Below are 15,577 nucleotides of genomic sequence, written 5' to 3'. Positions count from 1 at the left end.
GTGTCCGAGTGGCTCCCTGTCCTGGTGATCGATAGGGGTCGGCGCGGGGCGCCGTCGTGGCGGGGTGGTGGTCGGGTGACGGGTCGGCCTGGCAGTGTGGCACGTATGTGCGGACGGTATGCATCGAGTCGTGGGCCCGAGGATCTCGCGGGAGTCTTCGGGGCCGAGCGCCGGGATCCCGAGGAGACCCTGGAGCCGGACTACAACGTGGCCCCCACCAAGGAGGTGCACGTCGTCCTGGACCGCCCCCTGAAGGACGCGGACTCCCCGCGCCCGGTTCGCCAGCTGCGCCGACTGAAGTGGGGCCTGGTCCCGTCCTGGGCGAAGACACCCGAGGGCGGCGCCCGGATGATCAACGCCCGCGCGGAGACCGTGCACGAGAAGCCCGCCTACCGGCGTGCCTTCGCCGCCCGCCGCTGCATCCTGCCCGCCGACGGCTACTACGAGTGGGTCACCGGCGGCCAGGAGCGTGAGCTGGAGGTGGAGGGCAGGAAGAAGCGCCCCCGCAAGCAGCCGTACTTCGTGCTCCCCGCCGACGGCTCGGTGTTCGCGATGGCCGGCCTGTACGAGTTCTGGCGCGACCGGACCCTGCCCGACGACCACCCGCGCGCCTGGTGGGTCACCTGCTCGGTGATCACCACCGAGGCCGAGCGGACCCCGCTGGCCGTCGCCCCCGCCGAGGGCCCCCGCTCCCTCGCCGACATCCACCCCCGGATGCCGCTGATGCTCACCCCGGACCGCTGGGACGCCTGGCTCGACCCCTCCCGCACCGACCCCGACGAACTGCGCGCCCTGCTGGCCCCGCCCCCGCCCGGCCTGATGCGCGCCTACCCGGTCCCCACCGCCGTCAGCAACGTCCGCAACAACGGCCCGGAGCTGCTGAAGGAGCTGGAGGCACCGGAAGAGGGCACACTCTTCTGACGTGAGCACAGAGACCGTCGACACGGACACCGGACCGGCCCGGATCACCTGGCACCCGGCGCGCGAAGCCCGTCTGGTGCTGGCCGCCGGCCATGGCGCGGGCGGCGGCATCGAGGCCCGCGACCTGCACGTACTCGCCCGGACGCTCCCCGCGCGGGGCATCACGGTCGCCCTGGTCGAGCAGCCCTGGCGGGTCGCGGGCAAGAAGGTCGCGCCCGCCCCGAAGACCCTGGACACCGGATGGCGCGGGGTGTGGTCCGCGCTCGCCCGGCCCGGTCTGCCGGTGATCTCCGGCGGGCGCAGCGCCGGCGCCCGCGTCGCCTGCCGTACGGCCGTGGAGCTGGGCGCGCACGCCGTGCTCGCGCTGAGCTTCCCGCTGCACCCGCCGGGCCGGCCGGAGCGCTCCCGCGCCGGGGAACTGCTGGGCGCCGGGGTGCCCACGCTGGTCGTGCAGGGCGGGAACGACCCCTTCGGCCGGCCGGAGGAGTTCCCGGCGGGCGATTTCGAGCTGGTCGAGGTGCCCCACGCCGATCACGGTCTCGCGGTACCCCGGCGTGCGGACCTCACCCAGGAACAGGCCCTGGACCTCATCGCCGCCCGTGTCGCCGGGTGGGCCCTGTCACTCGGGTGACGCCAGGGAATGCGGCGCGGGGGCCCGCTGTTGTGCCGGACAGAAGTGCTGACGCCTCGGCACCGATGTCGTGGGAAAGGAAGTCCGCCGCATGGGTTCGACCATCTGCCCGGGCCGCAGCAGCCGCACCGACCTGGACTGGACGGTGCTGCACGCGGCCAGGACCGCTCCTATTCGAGCGGCGGCAGGCACGGGTCGTGTTCTATCCTCCGAAACGAGTGGGACCGGTTCTGGTCCCGCCCGAAACTTCGAGGAGGTGGGTCAGGTCACTGGGACCGACGCAGGGACCGACAACGGCCAGGCGGAGCCGCCCGAGGGCGTCAGCGCGGAGGCGTCCGCCGAGACGACCGTGGAGCGCAGCGCGCGCTTCGAGCGGGACGCGCTCGAGTTCCTCGACCAGATGTACTCGGCCGCGCTGCGCATGACGCGCAACCCGGCCGACGCCGAGGACCTGGTGCAGGAGACGTACGCGAAGGCGTACGCGTCCTTCCACCAGTTCCGCGAGGGCACCAACCTCAAGGCGTGGCTGTACCGGATCCTCACCAACACCTTCATCAACTCCTACCGCAAGAAGCAGCGCGAGCCGCAGCGCTCCGCCGCGGAGGAGATCGAGGACTGGCAGCTCGCCCGCGCCGAGTCGCACATGTCGACGGGTCTGCGCTCCGCCGAGTCGCAGGCGCTCGACCACCTGCCCGACTCGGACGTGAAGTCGGCGCTCCAGGCGATCCCCGAGGAGTTCCGCATCGCCGTCTATCTCGCGGACGTCGAGGGCTTTGCGTACAAGGAGATCGCGGACATCATGGGGACACCCATCGGAACGGTGATGTCCCGGCTGCACCGGGGCCGCCGTCAACTGCGCGGCATGCTGGAGGACTACGCCCGTGAGCGGGGTCTGGTCCCGGCCGGTGCCGGAGAGTCGAACGAAGCGAAAGGCTCGGGCTCATGAGCTGCGGAGAGCCGCACGAGACGGACTGCAGTGAGGTCCTGGACCACCTGTACGAGTTCCTCGACAGCGAGATGCCGGACATCGACCGCGACAAGTTCCAGCACCACTTCGAGGAATGCTCGCCGTGCCTGGAGAAGTACGGCCTGGAGCAGGCCGTGAAGAAGCTGGTCAAGCGGTGCTGCGGCCATGACGACGTGCCCGCCGACCTGCGCGCCAAGGTCATGGGGCGGATCGACCTGATCCGCTCCGGCCAGGCGGTGCCCGGCCACGACGTGACCCGGACCCCGACGGCGCCCCAGGAAACCTGACACGCCGGGTCGTATCACCCGAACGTGCTAATCCTCAGGTCATAGGCCCCGCATCCCCCGATCCCCGCCCTAGGCTCCCAGCCGGGACGGGCAGGGTCGGGAGGGGCGTGATGGACGCGGTACCGGCGAGAGCACGCGGCTGTGTGGCCGTCGCCGCCCTGCTCGCCGCCCTCACCCTGCTGCGCCTGCCGGCCGCCGACGTCCCCTGGTGGATGCCGGTCCTCCTCGCCGCGCTCTACGCGGCCTGCGAGCACGTCGTGCGCCGGGGCCTCGGCGGGACCTTCTACCCCGTCCTGCTCGCCGGGGCGTTTCTGCTGCCGCCGCCGGCCGCCGCGCTCGTCCCGCTGCCCGCCCTCCTGCTCCCCCCGGCCGGGCCCGGGACCGCCCTGTCCCGGCGCGTGTGGCGGGCCGCGCGGCCCGCGCTCGCCGTGTGGAGCGCCGCGCAGGTGCACCGGGGGCTCGGCGGCCGTGACGCCGTCGCCGGCTCCGACTTCCCCTACGCCCTGCTGCCCGCCGGTGCCGCCGTCCTCGCCTTCTGCCTCGTGCTGACCCTGCTCGACGGCGGTCTGCGCGCGGCGGCCGGGCTGGTGCCGGCGCGGCGCGCCTGGCGCGGGCTGCTGGCCCGCTCCCTCGCGCCCGTCGCCGTGCACGGCCTCGGCGGGCTGATGATGGCCGTGCTCTGGCGCAGCCCGTACGGCCCGGTCGCCGCCCTGCTCGTCCTGCTCCCGATGTGCGTCTCGTGCTGGGTGTTCGCCCAGTACCACCGCGAACGCGCGGCCCACCAGGCCACCATCCGCGCCCTCGTCCAGGCCGTCGACATCAAGGACGGCTACACCCGCGGCCACAGCGAACGTGTCGGCCAGGCCTCCGTGCTGATCGCCCGCGAACTCGGCATGGACGACGACCGCGTCGAGACGCTGCGCTTCGCCGGCATCCTGCACGACGTCGGCAAGCTCGGCGTGCCCACTCGGCTGCTGCGCAAGGACGGACCGCTCACCCCCGAGGAACGGCGGATCATCGAGCTGCATCCCGAGTACGGCCACGAGATGGTCCGCGGGATCTCCTTCCTCGGCGAGGCCCGCGCGGCGATCCTCCACCACCACGAACGGCTCGACGGCAGCGGCTACCCGTACGGCCTGGCCGGCGACCAGATCCCCGAGTGCGCCCGGATCGTCGCCGTCGCCGACGCCTTCGACGCCATGACCTCGACCCGCTCCTACAGCAGGGCCCGGCCGGTCGAGGCGGCCGTCACCGAGCTGGAGCGCTGCGCGGGCGCCCACTTCGACCCCCGGGCGGTCGGCGCCCTGGTCCGCGCCGTGCGCCGCTGCGGCTGGCGGCCCACGGTCACCGCCGAGGAACCCGCGCACGGCACCGCGCCCGCCGAGCGGGTCCCGCGCACCGGGGCAGCCCGATGAGCCCCCTGCGGCTCATCCACGGCGCGGCCGCCCTCGTCGCGGCCGGCTCCCTCGCCGTCACCCTGTGGACCGGCCTGGAGGACCGGGGCGTCGCGCTCGCCTTCGGGACGCTCATCACCGTCGGCGAGCTGACCCGGTGGAGCGACGACCAGGCCCGGCAGGCCGCGCCCCTGGGCGCCGCCGGCTCCCTGTCGTACGCCCTGCTGGGCGCCGACGCCGGGCGGCCCGCCCAGCACGGCGCCGCCCAGGTCGTCACCGTGGTCCTCGTCGCCGCCCTGCTCGGTGCCGTCCCGCACATCTGGTCCGGCGGCACCCCGACCGCCGATCACCTGGCCCGCCGCGTCCTCACCGTCGGCTTCGCCGCCGTCTGCTTCCAACCCCCCTACGACAACCGGTTGTTCGCCTCCTGGACCGGCCCCGCCTACCCCTTGCTCCTCCTCGTCCTGCTCGCCCTCACCTCCCTGTGCGGGGCCGTCCTGGCCGCCACGCTCGCCCACTGCCGCACCGGCTGGCCGTTCGGCCCGCTGCTGCGCGAGGAACTGCGCGGCCTGCTCGGCATCGGCTCCGCGGTCGGTGCCACCGGCGCGGTGATGGCACTGGGGGTCGCCGTCGCCGGGCTGTGGGCGCTGCCCGTGTTCTGCCTGCCGCTGCTCCTCGTCCAGCTGACCGTCCGCCGGTACGCGGCCGTGCGCGCCACCTACCGCCAGACCATCGCCTCCCTCGCCCGCGCCACCGAGATCGCCGGCTGCACCCCCGCCGGGCACGCCCACCGGGTCGCCGCGCTCAGCGTCGCCGTCGGCCGCGACCTCGGCCTGACCGGGCCCGAGCTGACCGTCCTGGAGTACGCGGCCCTCATGCACGACATCGGCCAGCTCAGCCTGGTCGACCCCGTGCCGGCGGGTGCCACCGCCGCCCTGCCCGCCGCCGAGCAGCGGCGCATCGCCCTGCTGGGCGGGGCCGTCGTCCGGCAGACCGGCGTGGACGCGGCCGTCGCCGTCGTCGTGGAGCGGCAGGCCGACCCCTGCCCGGAGCAGCCGCTCGCCGCCCGCGTCGTGCGGGCCGTGAACGCCTACGAGGAGAAGGCCCGGGACGCCGGCGGCCCCGAGGGCCCGCTGCGGGCGCTGGAGGAGCTGCGGCTGGGCACCGCCGGTGACTACGCTCCCGAGGTCGTGGAGTCGCTCGCCCGGGTCCTGGCCCGGCCCCGCGGCTGGCGCGCGACCGTACCGGCCCACGGCGGGGCGAGACGAACGGAACTGTCTGACCCCGCTCCCGGCTGGGTAACCCATGGGTAATGAGCGACTCTCCCGCCGTACGTGGTTGGATGCGAGGGAGAGGGTGTCCGGGGGCACAAGCCAGCCCACAGCGGGAAATGGAACTGGCAGGCGGGAATCGTGAGGATCTTCGGCAAGGCACGGCACCGGCCCTCCGCCTCCTGGCGGCAGGCCACCGACCGCGCGTTCACACTCATCGGCGACGGCCGGTACGAGGACGCGGGCGAGCTGCTGACACGCGCCGCCGACCTGGAGCCCTGGCTGGCGGAGTCCTGGTTCAACCTCGCCCTGCTGCACAAGTTCCGGCACGACTGGGAGCAGGCCCGCGCCGCCGGTCTGCGTGCCGTCGCCCTGCTCGACCGGGAGGCCGGCGCTCCGGACTGGTGGAACGTCGGGATCGCCGCGACCGCCCTCCAGGACTGGCCGCTGGCCCGCCGCGCCTGGCAGGCGTACGGGCTGAAGGTGCCCGGCGGGGCCGCCGTCCCCGGTGAGCCGCTCGGCATGGAGCTGGGCAGCGCGGCCGTACGGCTGTCCCCGGAGGGCGAGGCCGAGGTCGTGTGGGGCCGCAGGCTGGACCCGGCGCGGATGGAGGTGCTGTCCATCCCGCTGCCCTCGTCCGGGCGGCGCTGGGGCGAGGTCGTGCTGCACGACGGCGTCCCGCACGGCGAGCGCACGACGTCCGCCGGGCACACCTACCCGGTCTTCGACGAGATCGAGCTGTGGGCGCCGTCCCCCGTCCCCACCTGGGTGGTCCTGCTGGAGGCGGCCACCGAGGCGGACCGGGACGCGCTGGAGCAGCTGGCCTCCGACGCAGGGTTCGCCGCGGAGGACTGGTCGTCGTCGGTGCGGCTGCTGTGCCGGACGTGCTCGGAGTCGCGGATGCCGTCCGACGAGGGCGACGGGGTGCACCTGGACCCGCACGACCACAGCGAGCCGGGGCACCCCGGGCCGCTGGGGCACCGGACGGACGGGCAGTTGTGGGTGCCCGAGCGGGAGTGCGGGGTCGCGGCGCCGGCCTCGCTCGTGCGCGGGCTGCTGGACGGCTGGGTCGCGGACAGCCCGGACTCGCGGGACTGGCGGGATCTGGAAGAGGTCTGCTGACCGGTCGCCGTACCCTGTATCAGCAACATCTCCCCCTGTTCTTTGAGGAAGGCGTACGTCGGTCATGGCGCACCAGGACACCGATCAGCAGCACGCGGGCGTGCTCCCCGTCGACGACGAGGGGTACGTCGTCGACACGGAGGACTGCGAGGAGCGCGAGCAGACCTGGCGCGGGCGCGGCACCTCGCGGCCGATCACGGTCGTCGGCAATCCGGTGCTGCACAAGGAGTGCCGGGACGTCACCGAGTTCGGCGAGGAGCTCCAGCAGCTGGTCGCCGACATGTTCGCCAGCCAGCGCACCGCCGAGGGCGTGGGCCTGGCCGCCAACCAGATCGGTGTCGACCTGAAGGTCTTCGTCTACGACTGCCAGGACGACGAGGGCGTCCGCCACGTCGGCGTGATCTGCAACCCCAAGCTGGTCGACCTGCCCGCCGAGCAGCGCCGGCTGGACGACAGCAACGAGGGCTGCCTGTCCGTGCCGGCCGCCTACGCGTCCCTCGCGCGCCCCGACTACGCCGAGGTGACCGGCCAGGACGAGCAGGGCAATCCGGTCAAGGTCCGCGGCACGGGCTACTTCGCACGCTGTTTGCAGCACGAGACCGACCACCTCTACGGCTACCTGTACATCGACCGGCTGTCGAAGCGGGACCGCAAGGACGCGCTGCGGCAGATGGCCGAGAACGAGCCCCGCTACCCCGTGGTCGCCAACGACTGACCAGCGCGGGGCACATGGGCGCCCGGCCGGGATCTTTCCCGGTCGGGCGCCTTCGCGTTGCCGCCCCTCGCTCGTCCGTGCGTCGCACACCCGCTCCCTTGCGGGCCCATGGTGATCCTTAACCAGTCACCCAAGGGGGATTCTCGGCACCTTGGGGTAGTGATGGAGCAAATCCGTTCCCAACGCGGTCAGTTGTGGTGCTGAATAGAAGTACGGGGATACGCATGGCGCACGCCCGGCGCATCAGCGGGGGCGTGCGCTCCTGGCGGCTGGAAGGGGTTTGTACGTGCAGGCTTTCCCGCACAGCACCACAGCGACCCGGACGGCGGTCGCGGTCCCGCCCTCACTGGCGCTCCCGGTGATCGAGTCGGCCTTTCCCCGGCGACTGCATCCGTATTGGCCGAGGCTCCAGGAGAACACGCGGCTCTGGCTGCTGGAAAAGCGGCTCATGCCGGCGGACAAGGTCCGTGAATATGCCGATGGCCTGTGCTACACGGACCTCATGGCCGGCTACTACACCGGCGCCGCCGACGAGGTCCTCCAGGCCATAGCCGACTACAGCGCATGGTTCTTCGTCTGGGACGACCGCCACGACCGCGACATCGTGCACGGCCGGGCCGGCGACTGGCGGCGGCTGAGACACCGGCTGCACGCGGCTCTCGACGCGCCCAGGCACCATGTGCACCACCCCGACCCACTGGTCGCGGGCTTCGCCGACAGCGTGCTGCGGCTGTACGCCTTCCTGCCGCGCACCTGGAACCTGCGGTTCGCCCGGCACTTCCACGCGGTGGTCGAGGCCTACGACCGCGAATTCCGCAACCGCACCGAAGGATACGTACCCGGCGTCGAGGAATATCTCGCCCTGCGCCGCCTCACCTTCGCCCACTGGATATGGACGGATCTGCTCGAACCCAGTGCCGGGTGCGAACTCCCGGACGCCGTGCGGAAAGACCCGGCCTATCGCCGGGCGGCCCTCCTCAGTCAGGAATTCGCCGCCTGGTACAACGACCTGTGCTCGCTGCCGAAGGAAATAGCGGGCGACGAGGTCCACAATCTCGGGATCAGCCTCATCACCCATGAGGGGCTGACTCTCGAAGAAGCGGTGGACGACGTCAGGCGGCGCGTCGAGGAATGCGTCGTGGAATTCCTCGACGCCGAACGGGACGCCCTGCGGCTCGCCCACGACATCGACGACGGAACCGCCCGCGGCAGAGAACTCGGCGCCGCCGTCCGCAGTTGCGTCGGCGCCATGCGCAACTGGTTCAGCTCCGTCTACTGGTTCCACCACGAGTCCGGCCGGTACATGGTCGACAGCTGGGACGACCGGTCCACGCCCCCGTACGTCACGAACGAAGCGGCAGGTGAGAAATGACCGTCGAGTCGGTGCAACCCGCGACCCCCGCAACGGCCGCGCTGCGCGAACCGCCCCTGGCCCCGGGCGCCGTGCCGGTCCTCGGACACGGCCTGAAACTGGTGCGCGACCCGCTCGCCTTCATGTCCGGGCTGCGCGACCACGGCGACATCGTGCGCCTGCGGCTCGGCCCCAAGACGGTCTACGCCGTCACCACGCCCGCGCTCACCGGCGCTCTGGCCCTCAGCCCCGGCTTCAGCATCGCCGGCCCCCTGTGGGAGTCCCTCGAGGGCCTGCTCGGCAAGGAGGGCGTGGCCACCGCCAACGGCTCCCGGCACCGCCGCCAGCGGCGCACCATCCAGCCCGCGTTCCGACTCGACGCGATACCGCAGTACGGGCCGGTCATGGAGGAGGAGGCGCACGGGCTCACCGAACGCTGGAAACCCGGTGAGACCGTCGACTGCACCTCCGAGTCCTTCCGGGTCGCCGTCCGTATCGCCGCCCGCTGCCTGCTGCGCGGCGACTACATGGACGAGCGCGCGGAACGGCTCAGCATCGATCTCGCCACCGTCTTCCGCGGTATGTACCGCAGGATGGTGATCCCGCTGGGACCGCTCTACCGGCTGCCGTTTCCGGCCAACCGGGAATTCAACCGGGCGCTGGCCGATCTGCATCTGCTGGTGGACGAGATCGTCTCCGAGAGGAGGGCATCTGGTCAAAAGCCGGACGATTTGCTGACGGCATTGCTGGAGGCGAAGGACGACAATGGCGAGCCCATCGGGGAACAGGAGATCCACGACCAGGTCGTCGCGATCCTCACCCCCGGCAGCGAAACAGTCGCGTCCACGGTCATGTGGCTGCTCCAGGTCCTCGCCGCGCATCCGGAACACGCCGAGAGGGTACGGACCGAGGTCGAATCCGTGACCGGTGGCCGGCCGGTCGGATTCGAGGACGTGCGTGCGCTGAGGCACACCAACAATGTCGTCGTCGAGGCCATGCGGCTCAGGCCCGCCGTATGGATATTGACGCGCCGCGCGGTCACGGACGCCGCTCTCGGTGGCTATCGCATTCCGGCCGGGGCGGACATCGTCTACAGCCCGTACGCCATCCAGCGCGACGCCCGTTCCTACGCCCGGCACCTCGACTTCGACCCCGACCGCTGGCTGCCCGAGCGGGCCGGTGAGGTGCCGAAGTACGCCATGAGCCCGTTCAGTGTGGGCAACCGCAAGTGCCCCAGCGACCACTTCTCCATGACGCAGCTGAGCCTGATCACCGCGGCGATCTCGGCGAAGTACCGCTTCGAGCAGGCGGCCGGGTCCGACGAGAGCACCCGGGTGGGCATCACGCTGCGCCCACAGAACCTGCTGCTGCGGCCGACGCCCTGGTAGGCCGCCGGTACCGGCGCGCGGTCAGGCGGCCTGCGGGCCCCGGAACGCGCGCCGGTAGGCCTGGGGGGTCGTGCCCAGCGCCCGCACGAACTGGTGACGCAGCGCCGCGGCCGTACCGAACCCCGTCCGCCAGGCGATGGCGTCCATGGTCTCGTCCGTGCCCTCCAGCAACTCCTGGGCCAGCAGCACCCGCTGGCGCAGGATCCACCGGTACGGAGTGGTTCCCGTCTCCTGCTGGAAACGCCGGGCGAAGGTGCGCGGCGCCATGTGGGCACGGGCGGCGAGCTGCTCGACGGTCACCTCCCGGTCGAGGTGCGCCTCCATCCACGTCAGCACCTCCCCGACCGTGTCGCAGGGAGCCTTCGGCAGGGGGCGCTCGATGAACTGCGCCTGGCCGCCGTCCCGGTGCGGGGGCACCACCATCCGGCGGGCGATCTTGTTGGCCACCTCCGGGCCCTGTTCCTTGCGCACGATGTGCAGACAGGCGTCGATGCCCGCGGCGGTGCCGGCGGAGGTGATGACCGGGTCCTCGTCCACGTAGAGCACGTCCGGCTCGGCCCGGAGCCGGGGATGGGCCCGGGCGAGCTGGTCGGCGTGGTGCCAGTGCACCGCACACCGCCGTCCGTCCAGCAGTCCCGCCGCGGCCAGCACGAACACGCCGGAGCAGACGCTGAGCACCCGGGTGCCCCGGTCGACGGCCCGCCGCAGCGCCGCCAGCAGTTCCTCCGGGAACGCGCGTTCCGCGTAGGCCTGCCCGGCGGGGACGGCGATCAGGTCGGCCTCCTCCAGCCGCTCCAGCCCGTACGGGGTGGACACGGTGAACCCGCAGTGGGTGGCGAGCGAGGGCCCCTCCGCGGAGACCACGGCGAAGTCGTACACGGGCAGCCCGTCGTCACTGCGGTCGATGCCGAACACCTCGCACACGACACCCAGCTCGAAGGGCTGCACCCCGTCCAGCAGCACGGCGGCCACGTTCTTCAGCATGCCGCCAGTGTGCCTCACCGGTGGCAGTAATTCGAGGGTCTACGGCAGTCCTGCCACTCCCGGTCAGGAGTGTCCGGCGCGACAGTGGTGTCCATGAACGGAAACCAGATCGAAGGTCTCATCGGACTGCTCACCACCCTCGGGATCCTGGTCCTCCTGGCCCTCCCGTCCGCGCTCGGCGTCGTGCGCGAGCGGCGCATCGACCGACAGCTCAGGGAGGCCCAGGAGGCCCGGGACGGGAGGGATCAGAAGTCCTCGTCCAGGTCGACCGTGCCCTCCACCGCCACCTGGTACGCCGACGGACGGCGCTCGAAGAAGTTCGTCAGCTCCTGAACGCCCTGGAGCTCCATGAAGGAGAAGGGGTTCTGCGAGCCGTACACCGGGGCGAAACCGAGGCGCGTCAGGCGCTGGTCGGCGACGCACTCCAGGTACTGGCGCATGGAGTCGGTGTTCATGCCGGGGAGGCCGTCACCGCACAGGTCACGGGCGAACTGGAGCTCGGCCTCGACGGCCTCCCCGAGCATGTCGGTGACCTCCTGCCGCAGCGCGTCGTCGAACAGCTCCGGCTCCTCCTTGCGGACGGTGTCGACGACGTCGAACGCGAAGGACATGTGCATCGTCTCGTCGCGGAACACCCAGTTGGTGCCCGTGGCCAGGCCGTGGAGCAGACCGCGGCTGCGGAACCAGTAGACGTAGGCGAACGCGCCGTAGAAGAACAGGCCCTCGATGCAGGCGGCGAAGCAGATCAGGTTCAGCAGGAAGCGGCGGCGGTCGGCCGCCGTCTCCAGCCGGTCGATCTTCTCCACCTCGTTGATCCACTTGAAGCAGAACCCGGCCTTCTCCCGGATGGAGGGGATGTTCTCCACGGCGGCGAACGCGGCGGTGCGGTCGTCCGGGTCGGGGAGATAGGTGTCCAGGAGGGTCAGATAGAACTGGACGTGGACGGCCTCCTCGAAGAGCTGCCGGCTCAGATAGAGCCGCGCCTCGGGGGAGTTGATGTGCTTGTAGAGCGTCAGCACCAGGTTGTTGGCGACGATCGAGTCGCCGGTCGCGAAGAAGGCGACCAGCCGGCCGATGAGGTGCTGCTCCTCCGGCGTCAGCCGGGCCAGGTCGGCGACGTCGGAGTGGAGGTCGACCTCCTCCACGGTCCAGGTGTTCTTGATGGCGTCCCGGTAGCGCTCGTAGAAGTCGGGGTAGCGCATGGGGCGCAGCGTCAGCTCGAAGCCCGGGTCGAGGAGCCGGGTGGTACGGGTGGTCATTACTGGCAGGCCTCGCAGGACTCGGGGTTCTCCAGGGAGCAGGCGACCGCGTCGGGGTCGGCGGCCTGCTGCACGGGGATGGCGGGCTGCGCCTGGGCGGCGCGGGCGATGCGCGTCGCGGGACGCGAGCGCAGGTAGTACGTCGTCTTCAGCCCGGACTTCCAGGCGTACGCGTACATCGAGGAGAGCTTGCCGATGGTCGGCGTCTCCAGGAACAGGTTCAGTGACTGGGCCTGGTCGAGGAACGGGGTGCGGGCGGCGGCCATGTCGATGAGGCCGCGCTGCGGGATCTCCCAGGCCGTGCGGTACAGCCGGCGCACCTCCTCGGGGATCCAGGCGAAGTCCTGCACCGAGCCGTTGGCGTCGCGCAGCGCCTCACGGGTGCGGGCGTCCCACACGCCGAGCTCCTTCAGCTCCCGCACCAGGTAGGAGTTGACCTGGAGGAACTCACCGGACAGCGTCTCGCGCTTGAACAGGTTCGACACCTGCGGCTCGATGCACTCGTACACCCCCGCGATCGAGGCGATCGTGGCCGTCGGAGCGATGGCCAGGAGCAGCGAGTTGCGCATGCCCGTCCGCGCGATGCGCTCGCGCAGCGCGTCCCACCGCTCCGGCCAGGTGAGGCCGGTGTCGTAGTGGTCGGGGTGGAGCACCCCGCGGGCCGTGCGGGTCCGCTCCCAGGCGGGCAGCGGGCCGTTGCGCTCGGCCAGTTCGGCGGAGGCCTCGTACGCGGCGAGCATGATGCGCTCCGCGATCCGCGTGGACAGGGCCCTGGCCGCGGCGGAGTCGAAGGGCAGGCGCAGCTTGAAGAAGACGTCCTGGAGGCCCATCGCGCCCAGGCCGACCGGGCGCCACCTGGCGTTGGAGCGGCCCGCCTGCTCGGTCGGGTAGAAGTTGATGTCCACGACCCGGTCGAGGAAGGTGACGGCCGTCCGGACCGTCTCGTCCAGCCGCTCCCAGTCGATGTCCCCGTCGCGCACGAAGGCGCCGAGGTTGACCGAGCCGAGGTTGCAGACGGCCGTCTCGCCGTCGTCGGTGACCTCCAGGATCTCCGTGCAGAGGTTGGAGGAGTGGATGACGCTGCCCGGCTCGGCGGTCTGGTTGGCGGTGCGGTTGGCGGCGTCCTTGAACGTCATCCAGCCGTTGCCGGTCTGGGCGAGGGTGCGCATCATCCGGCCGTACAGGTCGCGCGCCGGGATCGTCTTCCTGGCCAGCCCGGCCGCCTCGGCCCGGCGGTAGGCGGCGTCGAACTCCTCGCCCCACAGGTCGACCAGCTCGGGCACGTCGGCGGGCGAGAACAGCGACCACTGCTCGTCGGCGTTGACCCGGCGCATGAACTCGTCCGGCACCCAGTGCGCCAGGTTGAGGTTGTGGGTGCGCCGGGCGTCCTCGCCGGTGTTGTCGCGCAGCTCCAGGAACTCCTCGATGTCGGAGTGCCAGGTCTCCAGGTAGACCGCCGCCGCGCCCTTGCGCCGGCCGCCCTGGTTCACCGCGGCCACCGAGGCGTCCAGCGTCTTCAGGAACGGCACGATGCCGTTGGAGTGCCCGTTCGTGCCCCGGATCAGCGAACCGCGCGAACGGATGCGGGAGTACGACAGACCGATGCCGCCGGCGTGCTTGGAGAGGCGGGCCACCTGGTGGTAGCGGTCGTAGATGGAGTCCAGCTCGTCCAGCGGGGAGTCGAGCAGATAGCACGACGACATCTGCGGGTGCCGGGTGCCGGAGTTGAACAGGGTGGGGGAGGAGGGCAGGTAGTCGAGGCGGCTCATCAGCCGGTACAGCGCCGCCACCTCGTCCACGGCCCGGCTCGTGTCGTCCTCGGCCAGGCCGCTCGCCACGCGCAGCATGAAGTGCTGGGGCGTCTCGATGACCTTGCGGGTGATCGGGTGCCGCAGCAGGTAGCGGCTGTGCAGGGTGCGCAGGCCGAAGTAGCCGAACCGGTCGTCGGCCGTGCCGTCGACCAGCGCGTCGAGCCGCTCGGCGTGCAGCCGGACGAACGCGGCGGTGCGGTCGGCGATGAGGCCCTCGCGGTGCCCGACCGCGACGGACCCGGTGAAGGACGTCACGCCCTGCGAGGCGGCCTCGTCCCGGATCGCGAGGGTCAGCAGCCGGGCGGCCAGCTTCGAGTACGCGGGGTCCTCGGAGATCAGGCCGGCGGCGGCTTCCGTGGCCAGCTCCCGCAGCTCCGTCTCGTCGGCCCGCGCGGACCGGCCGCGCAGCGCGGCGGCGGCGACCCGGCCGGGGTCGGCGTCGGGCAGGTCGGCGGTCAGCTCGGTCAGGGTCCGCAGCAGCGCGGTACCGGGGCCGTCGGTCTTCAGTTCGGTGACTGAAGCCGGGTCGGCTGGCGCGATGGTCACGTGGGGCTCTCCCTCGCTCGGCACGGGGCCTGGCGGAGGGCAGGGGCAGCCACGAGCGCACACGGCGTCGCGTCCACCGGCCCACTCCACGAGGCCCGGACGTCACAGGCACCCGGACCGGACGGCCGGGCGCGCTGTCGGCAGGACCTCGGACTGGAACAGGCGTGCGGAAACACGCGAGTACACCGTTGCGGGACAGTTCCGGACTCGCACCGGATTCCCCTGCGGCGACAGCGAGCATGAGCATACATCTGGTGCCGGGCTGTCGTGTCACCCCCAGATGTTGTGTCGGTCCGGTGTCGGAGGGGCGACTCGCGGGGCGGCGGGCGGTCCCGCCGGGACCGGCCGGCGGGGGCGGGCGCGCACGGCGTCGGGCCACGGGGGAGGGCGCGCGGCGGCGGTCCGCGAGGGCTGCGGAGGCATCGGGGGAGGGCGCGCGGCGGCGGTTCGCGGGGGCGCGGGTACGGCAGCGGGCCGCCGGAGGGTGACCTCCGGCGGCCCGCCGGGTGTGCGGTGCTCTCCGCAGGAGCCTCAGTGGGCGGCGCCCGCGGTGGCCGGCGGCAGCTCCACCTGGACGCCCGGGTCGCCCGCGTCGGCCGTGTAGTCCTCCGGCCTGGTCTCGTCGACGCCCTCGGGGGCCTTGACGGCCTTCAGGACGAAGGTCAGGACCACGGTCACCACGACGTTGAGGACGAACGCCGTGAGGCCGATGTAGCCGATCTCGCCGATGCCGGGGATCTCCTTGGCGTTGCCGCCGAAGTGCTTCTGCGTCGGCGAGGCGATCCCGTACGCGGCGAGCGTGCCGTAGACCATGCCGACCGCCCAGCCGGCGAGCAGTGCCCAGCGGTGGAACCAGCGGGTGAACAGGCCGCCGACCAGGGCCGGGAACGTCTGGAGGATCCAGATGCCGCCCAGGAGCTGGAAGTTGAT

General features: G+C 72.1%; 14 protein-coding genes, 1 pseudogene and 1 riboswitch. Of the genes and pseudogenes, 11 read left to right on the top strand and 4 right to left on the bottom strand.

Going from position 1 to position 15,577, the window contains the following annotated elements:
* Positions 1-105 precede the first annotated feature (105 nt).
* The 10 genes from AB0F03_RS09735 (at position 106) to AB0F03_RS09690 (ending at position 10,047) form a co-directional block, all read left to right on the top strand.
* Positions 106-921 carry an SOS response-associated peptidase gene (locus AB0F03_RS09735; RefSeq protein WP_361988264.1) on the top strand — a complete coding sequence of 272 codons (816 nt, stop codon included), beginning with the start codon at positions 106-108 and terminating at the stop codon, positions 919-921.
* 1 nt (position 922) lies between these two features.
* Positions 923-1,552: an alpha/beta family hydrolase gene (locus tag AB0F03_RS09730; RefSeq protein ID WP_361988262.1), complete on the top strand. Its 630-nt coding sequence runs from the start codon at positions 923-925 to the stop codon at positions 1,550-1,552.
* A gap of 256 nt (positions 1,553-1,808) precedes the next feature.
* Positions 1,809-2,498 (top strand): sigma-70 family RNA polymerase sigma factor, encoded by a 690-nt coding sequence (locus tag AB0F03_RS09725; protein ID WP_356819976.1) that lies wholly within the window; start codon positions 1,809-1,811, stop codon positions 2,496-2,498.
* Entirely contained in the window at positions 2,495-2,806 is a 312-nt protein-coding gene (gene rsrA, locus AB0F03_RS09720; protein WP_361988260.1) for a mycothiol system anti-sigma-R factor, read from the top strand. The genes AB0F03_RS09725 and rsrA overlap by 4 nt, the downstream gene beginning before the upstream one ends.
* Before the next feature lie 110 nt (positions 2,807-2,916).
* Positions 2,917-4,221 carry an HD-GYP domain-containing protein gene (locus AB0F03_RS09715; RefSeq protein ID WP_361988258.1) on the top strand — a complete coding sequence of 435 codons (1,305 nt, stop codon included), beginning with the start codon at positions 2,917-2,919 and terminating at the stop codon, positions 4,219-4,221.
* A complete protein-coding gene (locus AB0F03_RS09710) occupies positions 4,218-5,513 on the top strand; it encodes a metal-dependent phosphohydrolase (protein WP_361988256.1) in 1,296 nt (431 codons plus the stop codon). Before AB0F03_RS09715 ends, AB0F03_RS09710 begins: the two co-directional genes overlap by 4 nt.
* Before the next feature lie 99 nt (positions 5,514-5,612).
* Positions 5,613-6,593, top strand: coding sequence for a hypothetical protein (locus AB0F03_RS09705; RefSeq protein ID WP_361988254.1), 981 nt, complete (start codon positions 5,613-5,615; stop codon positions 6,591-6,593).
* Positions 6,594-6,657: 64 nt separating this feature from the next.
* Positions 6,658-7,308 carry a peptide deformylase gene (gene def, locus AB0F03_RS09700; protein ID WP_361988252.1) on the top strand — a complete coding sequence of 217 codons (651 nt, stop codon included), beginning with the start codon at positions 6,658-6,660 and terminating at the stop codon, positions 7,306-7,308.
* A 286-nt stretch (positions 7,309-7,594) separates the two neighbouring features.
* Entirely contained in the window at positions 7,595-8,680 is a 1,086-nt protein-coding gene (gene cyc1, locus AB0F03_RS09695) for an epi-isozizaene synthase (protein WP_361988250.1), read from the top strand.
* Complete coding sequence (locus tag AB0F03_RS09690) at positions 8,677-10,047, top strand: cytochrome P450 (RefSeq protein WP_361988248.1); 1,371 nt, start codon at positions 8,677-8,679, stop codon at positions 10,045-10,047. The genes cyc1 and AB0F03_RS09690 overlap by 4 nt, the downstream gene beginning before the upstream one ends.
* A 21-nt stretch (positions 10,048-10,068) precedes the next feature.
* On the opposite strand, the gene AB0F03_RS09685 is transcribed toward AB0F03_RS09690, so the two are convergent.
* Positions 10,069-11,031 carry a helix-turn-helix domain-containing protein gene (locus tag AB0F03_RS09685; RefSeq protein ID WP_361988246.1) on the bottom strand — a complete coding sequence of 321 codons (963 nt, stop codon included), beginning with the start codon at positions 11,029-11,031 and terminating at the stop codon, positions 10,069-10,071.
* Positions 11,032-11,124: 93 nt separating this feature from the next.
* Between AB0F03_RS09685 and AB0F03_RS09680 the strand changes: the two genes are divergently transcribed.
* Positions 11,125-11,364, top strand: coding sequence for a hypothetical protein (locus AB0F03_RS09680; RefSeq protein WP_361988244.1), 240 nt, complete (start codon positions 11,125-11,127; stop codon positions 11,362-11,364).
* Here AB0F03_RS09680 and AB0F03_RS09675 read toward each other — a convergent pair.
* The 3 genes and pseudogenes from AB0F03_RS09675 to AB0F03_RS09665 form a co-directional block, all read right to left on the bottom strand.
* Positions 11,277-12,290 (bottom strand): ribonucleotide-diphosphate reductase subunit beta, encoded by a 1,014-nt coding sequence (locus AB0F03_RS09675; protein ID WP_356819991.1) that lies wholly within the window; start codon positions 12,288-12,290, stop codon positions 11,277-11,279. The two genes, AB0F03_RS09680 and AB0F03_RS09675, sit on opposite strands and share 88 nt — an antisense overlap.
* Complete coding sequence (locus AB0F03_RS09670; RefSeq protein WP_361988242.1) at positions 12,290-14,647, bottom strand: ribonucleoside-diphosphate reductase subunit alpha; 2,358 nt, start codon at positions 14,645-14,647, stop codon at positions 12,290-12,292. Before AB0F03_RS09670 ends, AB0F03_RS09675 begins: the two co-directional genes overlap by 1 nt.
* Before the next feature lie 143 nt (positions 14,648-14,790).
* Positions 14,791-14,869: riboswitch (cobalamin riboswitch) on the bottom strand.
* 309 nt (positions 14,870-15,178) lie between these two features.
* A pseudogene (locus AB0F03_RS09665) lies at positions 15,179-15,577 on the bottom strand (sodium:solute symporter); the annotation flags it as partial.

The organism is Streptomyces sp. NPDC028722, assembly GCF_040637655.1.
Taxonomy (GTDB): Bacteria; Actinomycetota; Actinomycetes; order Streptomycetales; family Streptomycetaceae; genus Streptomyces.
Note: the sequence above shows the minus strand (reverse complement) of the source record. Positions and strands in the feature narration are given on the sequence as shown.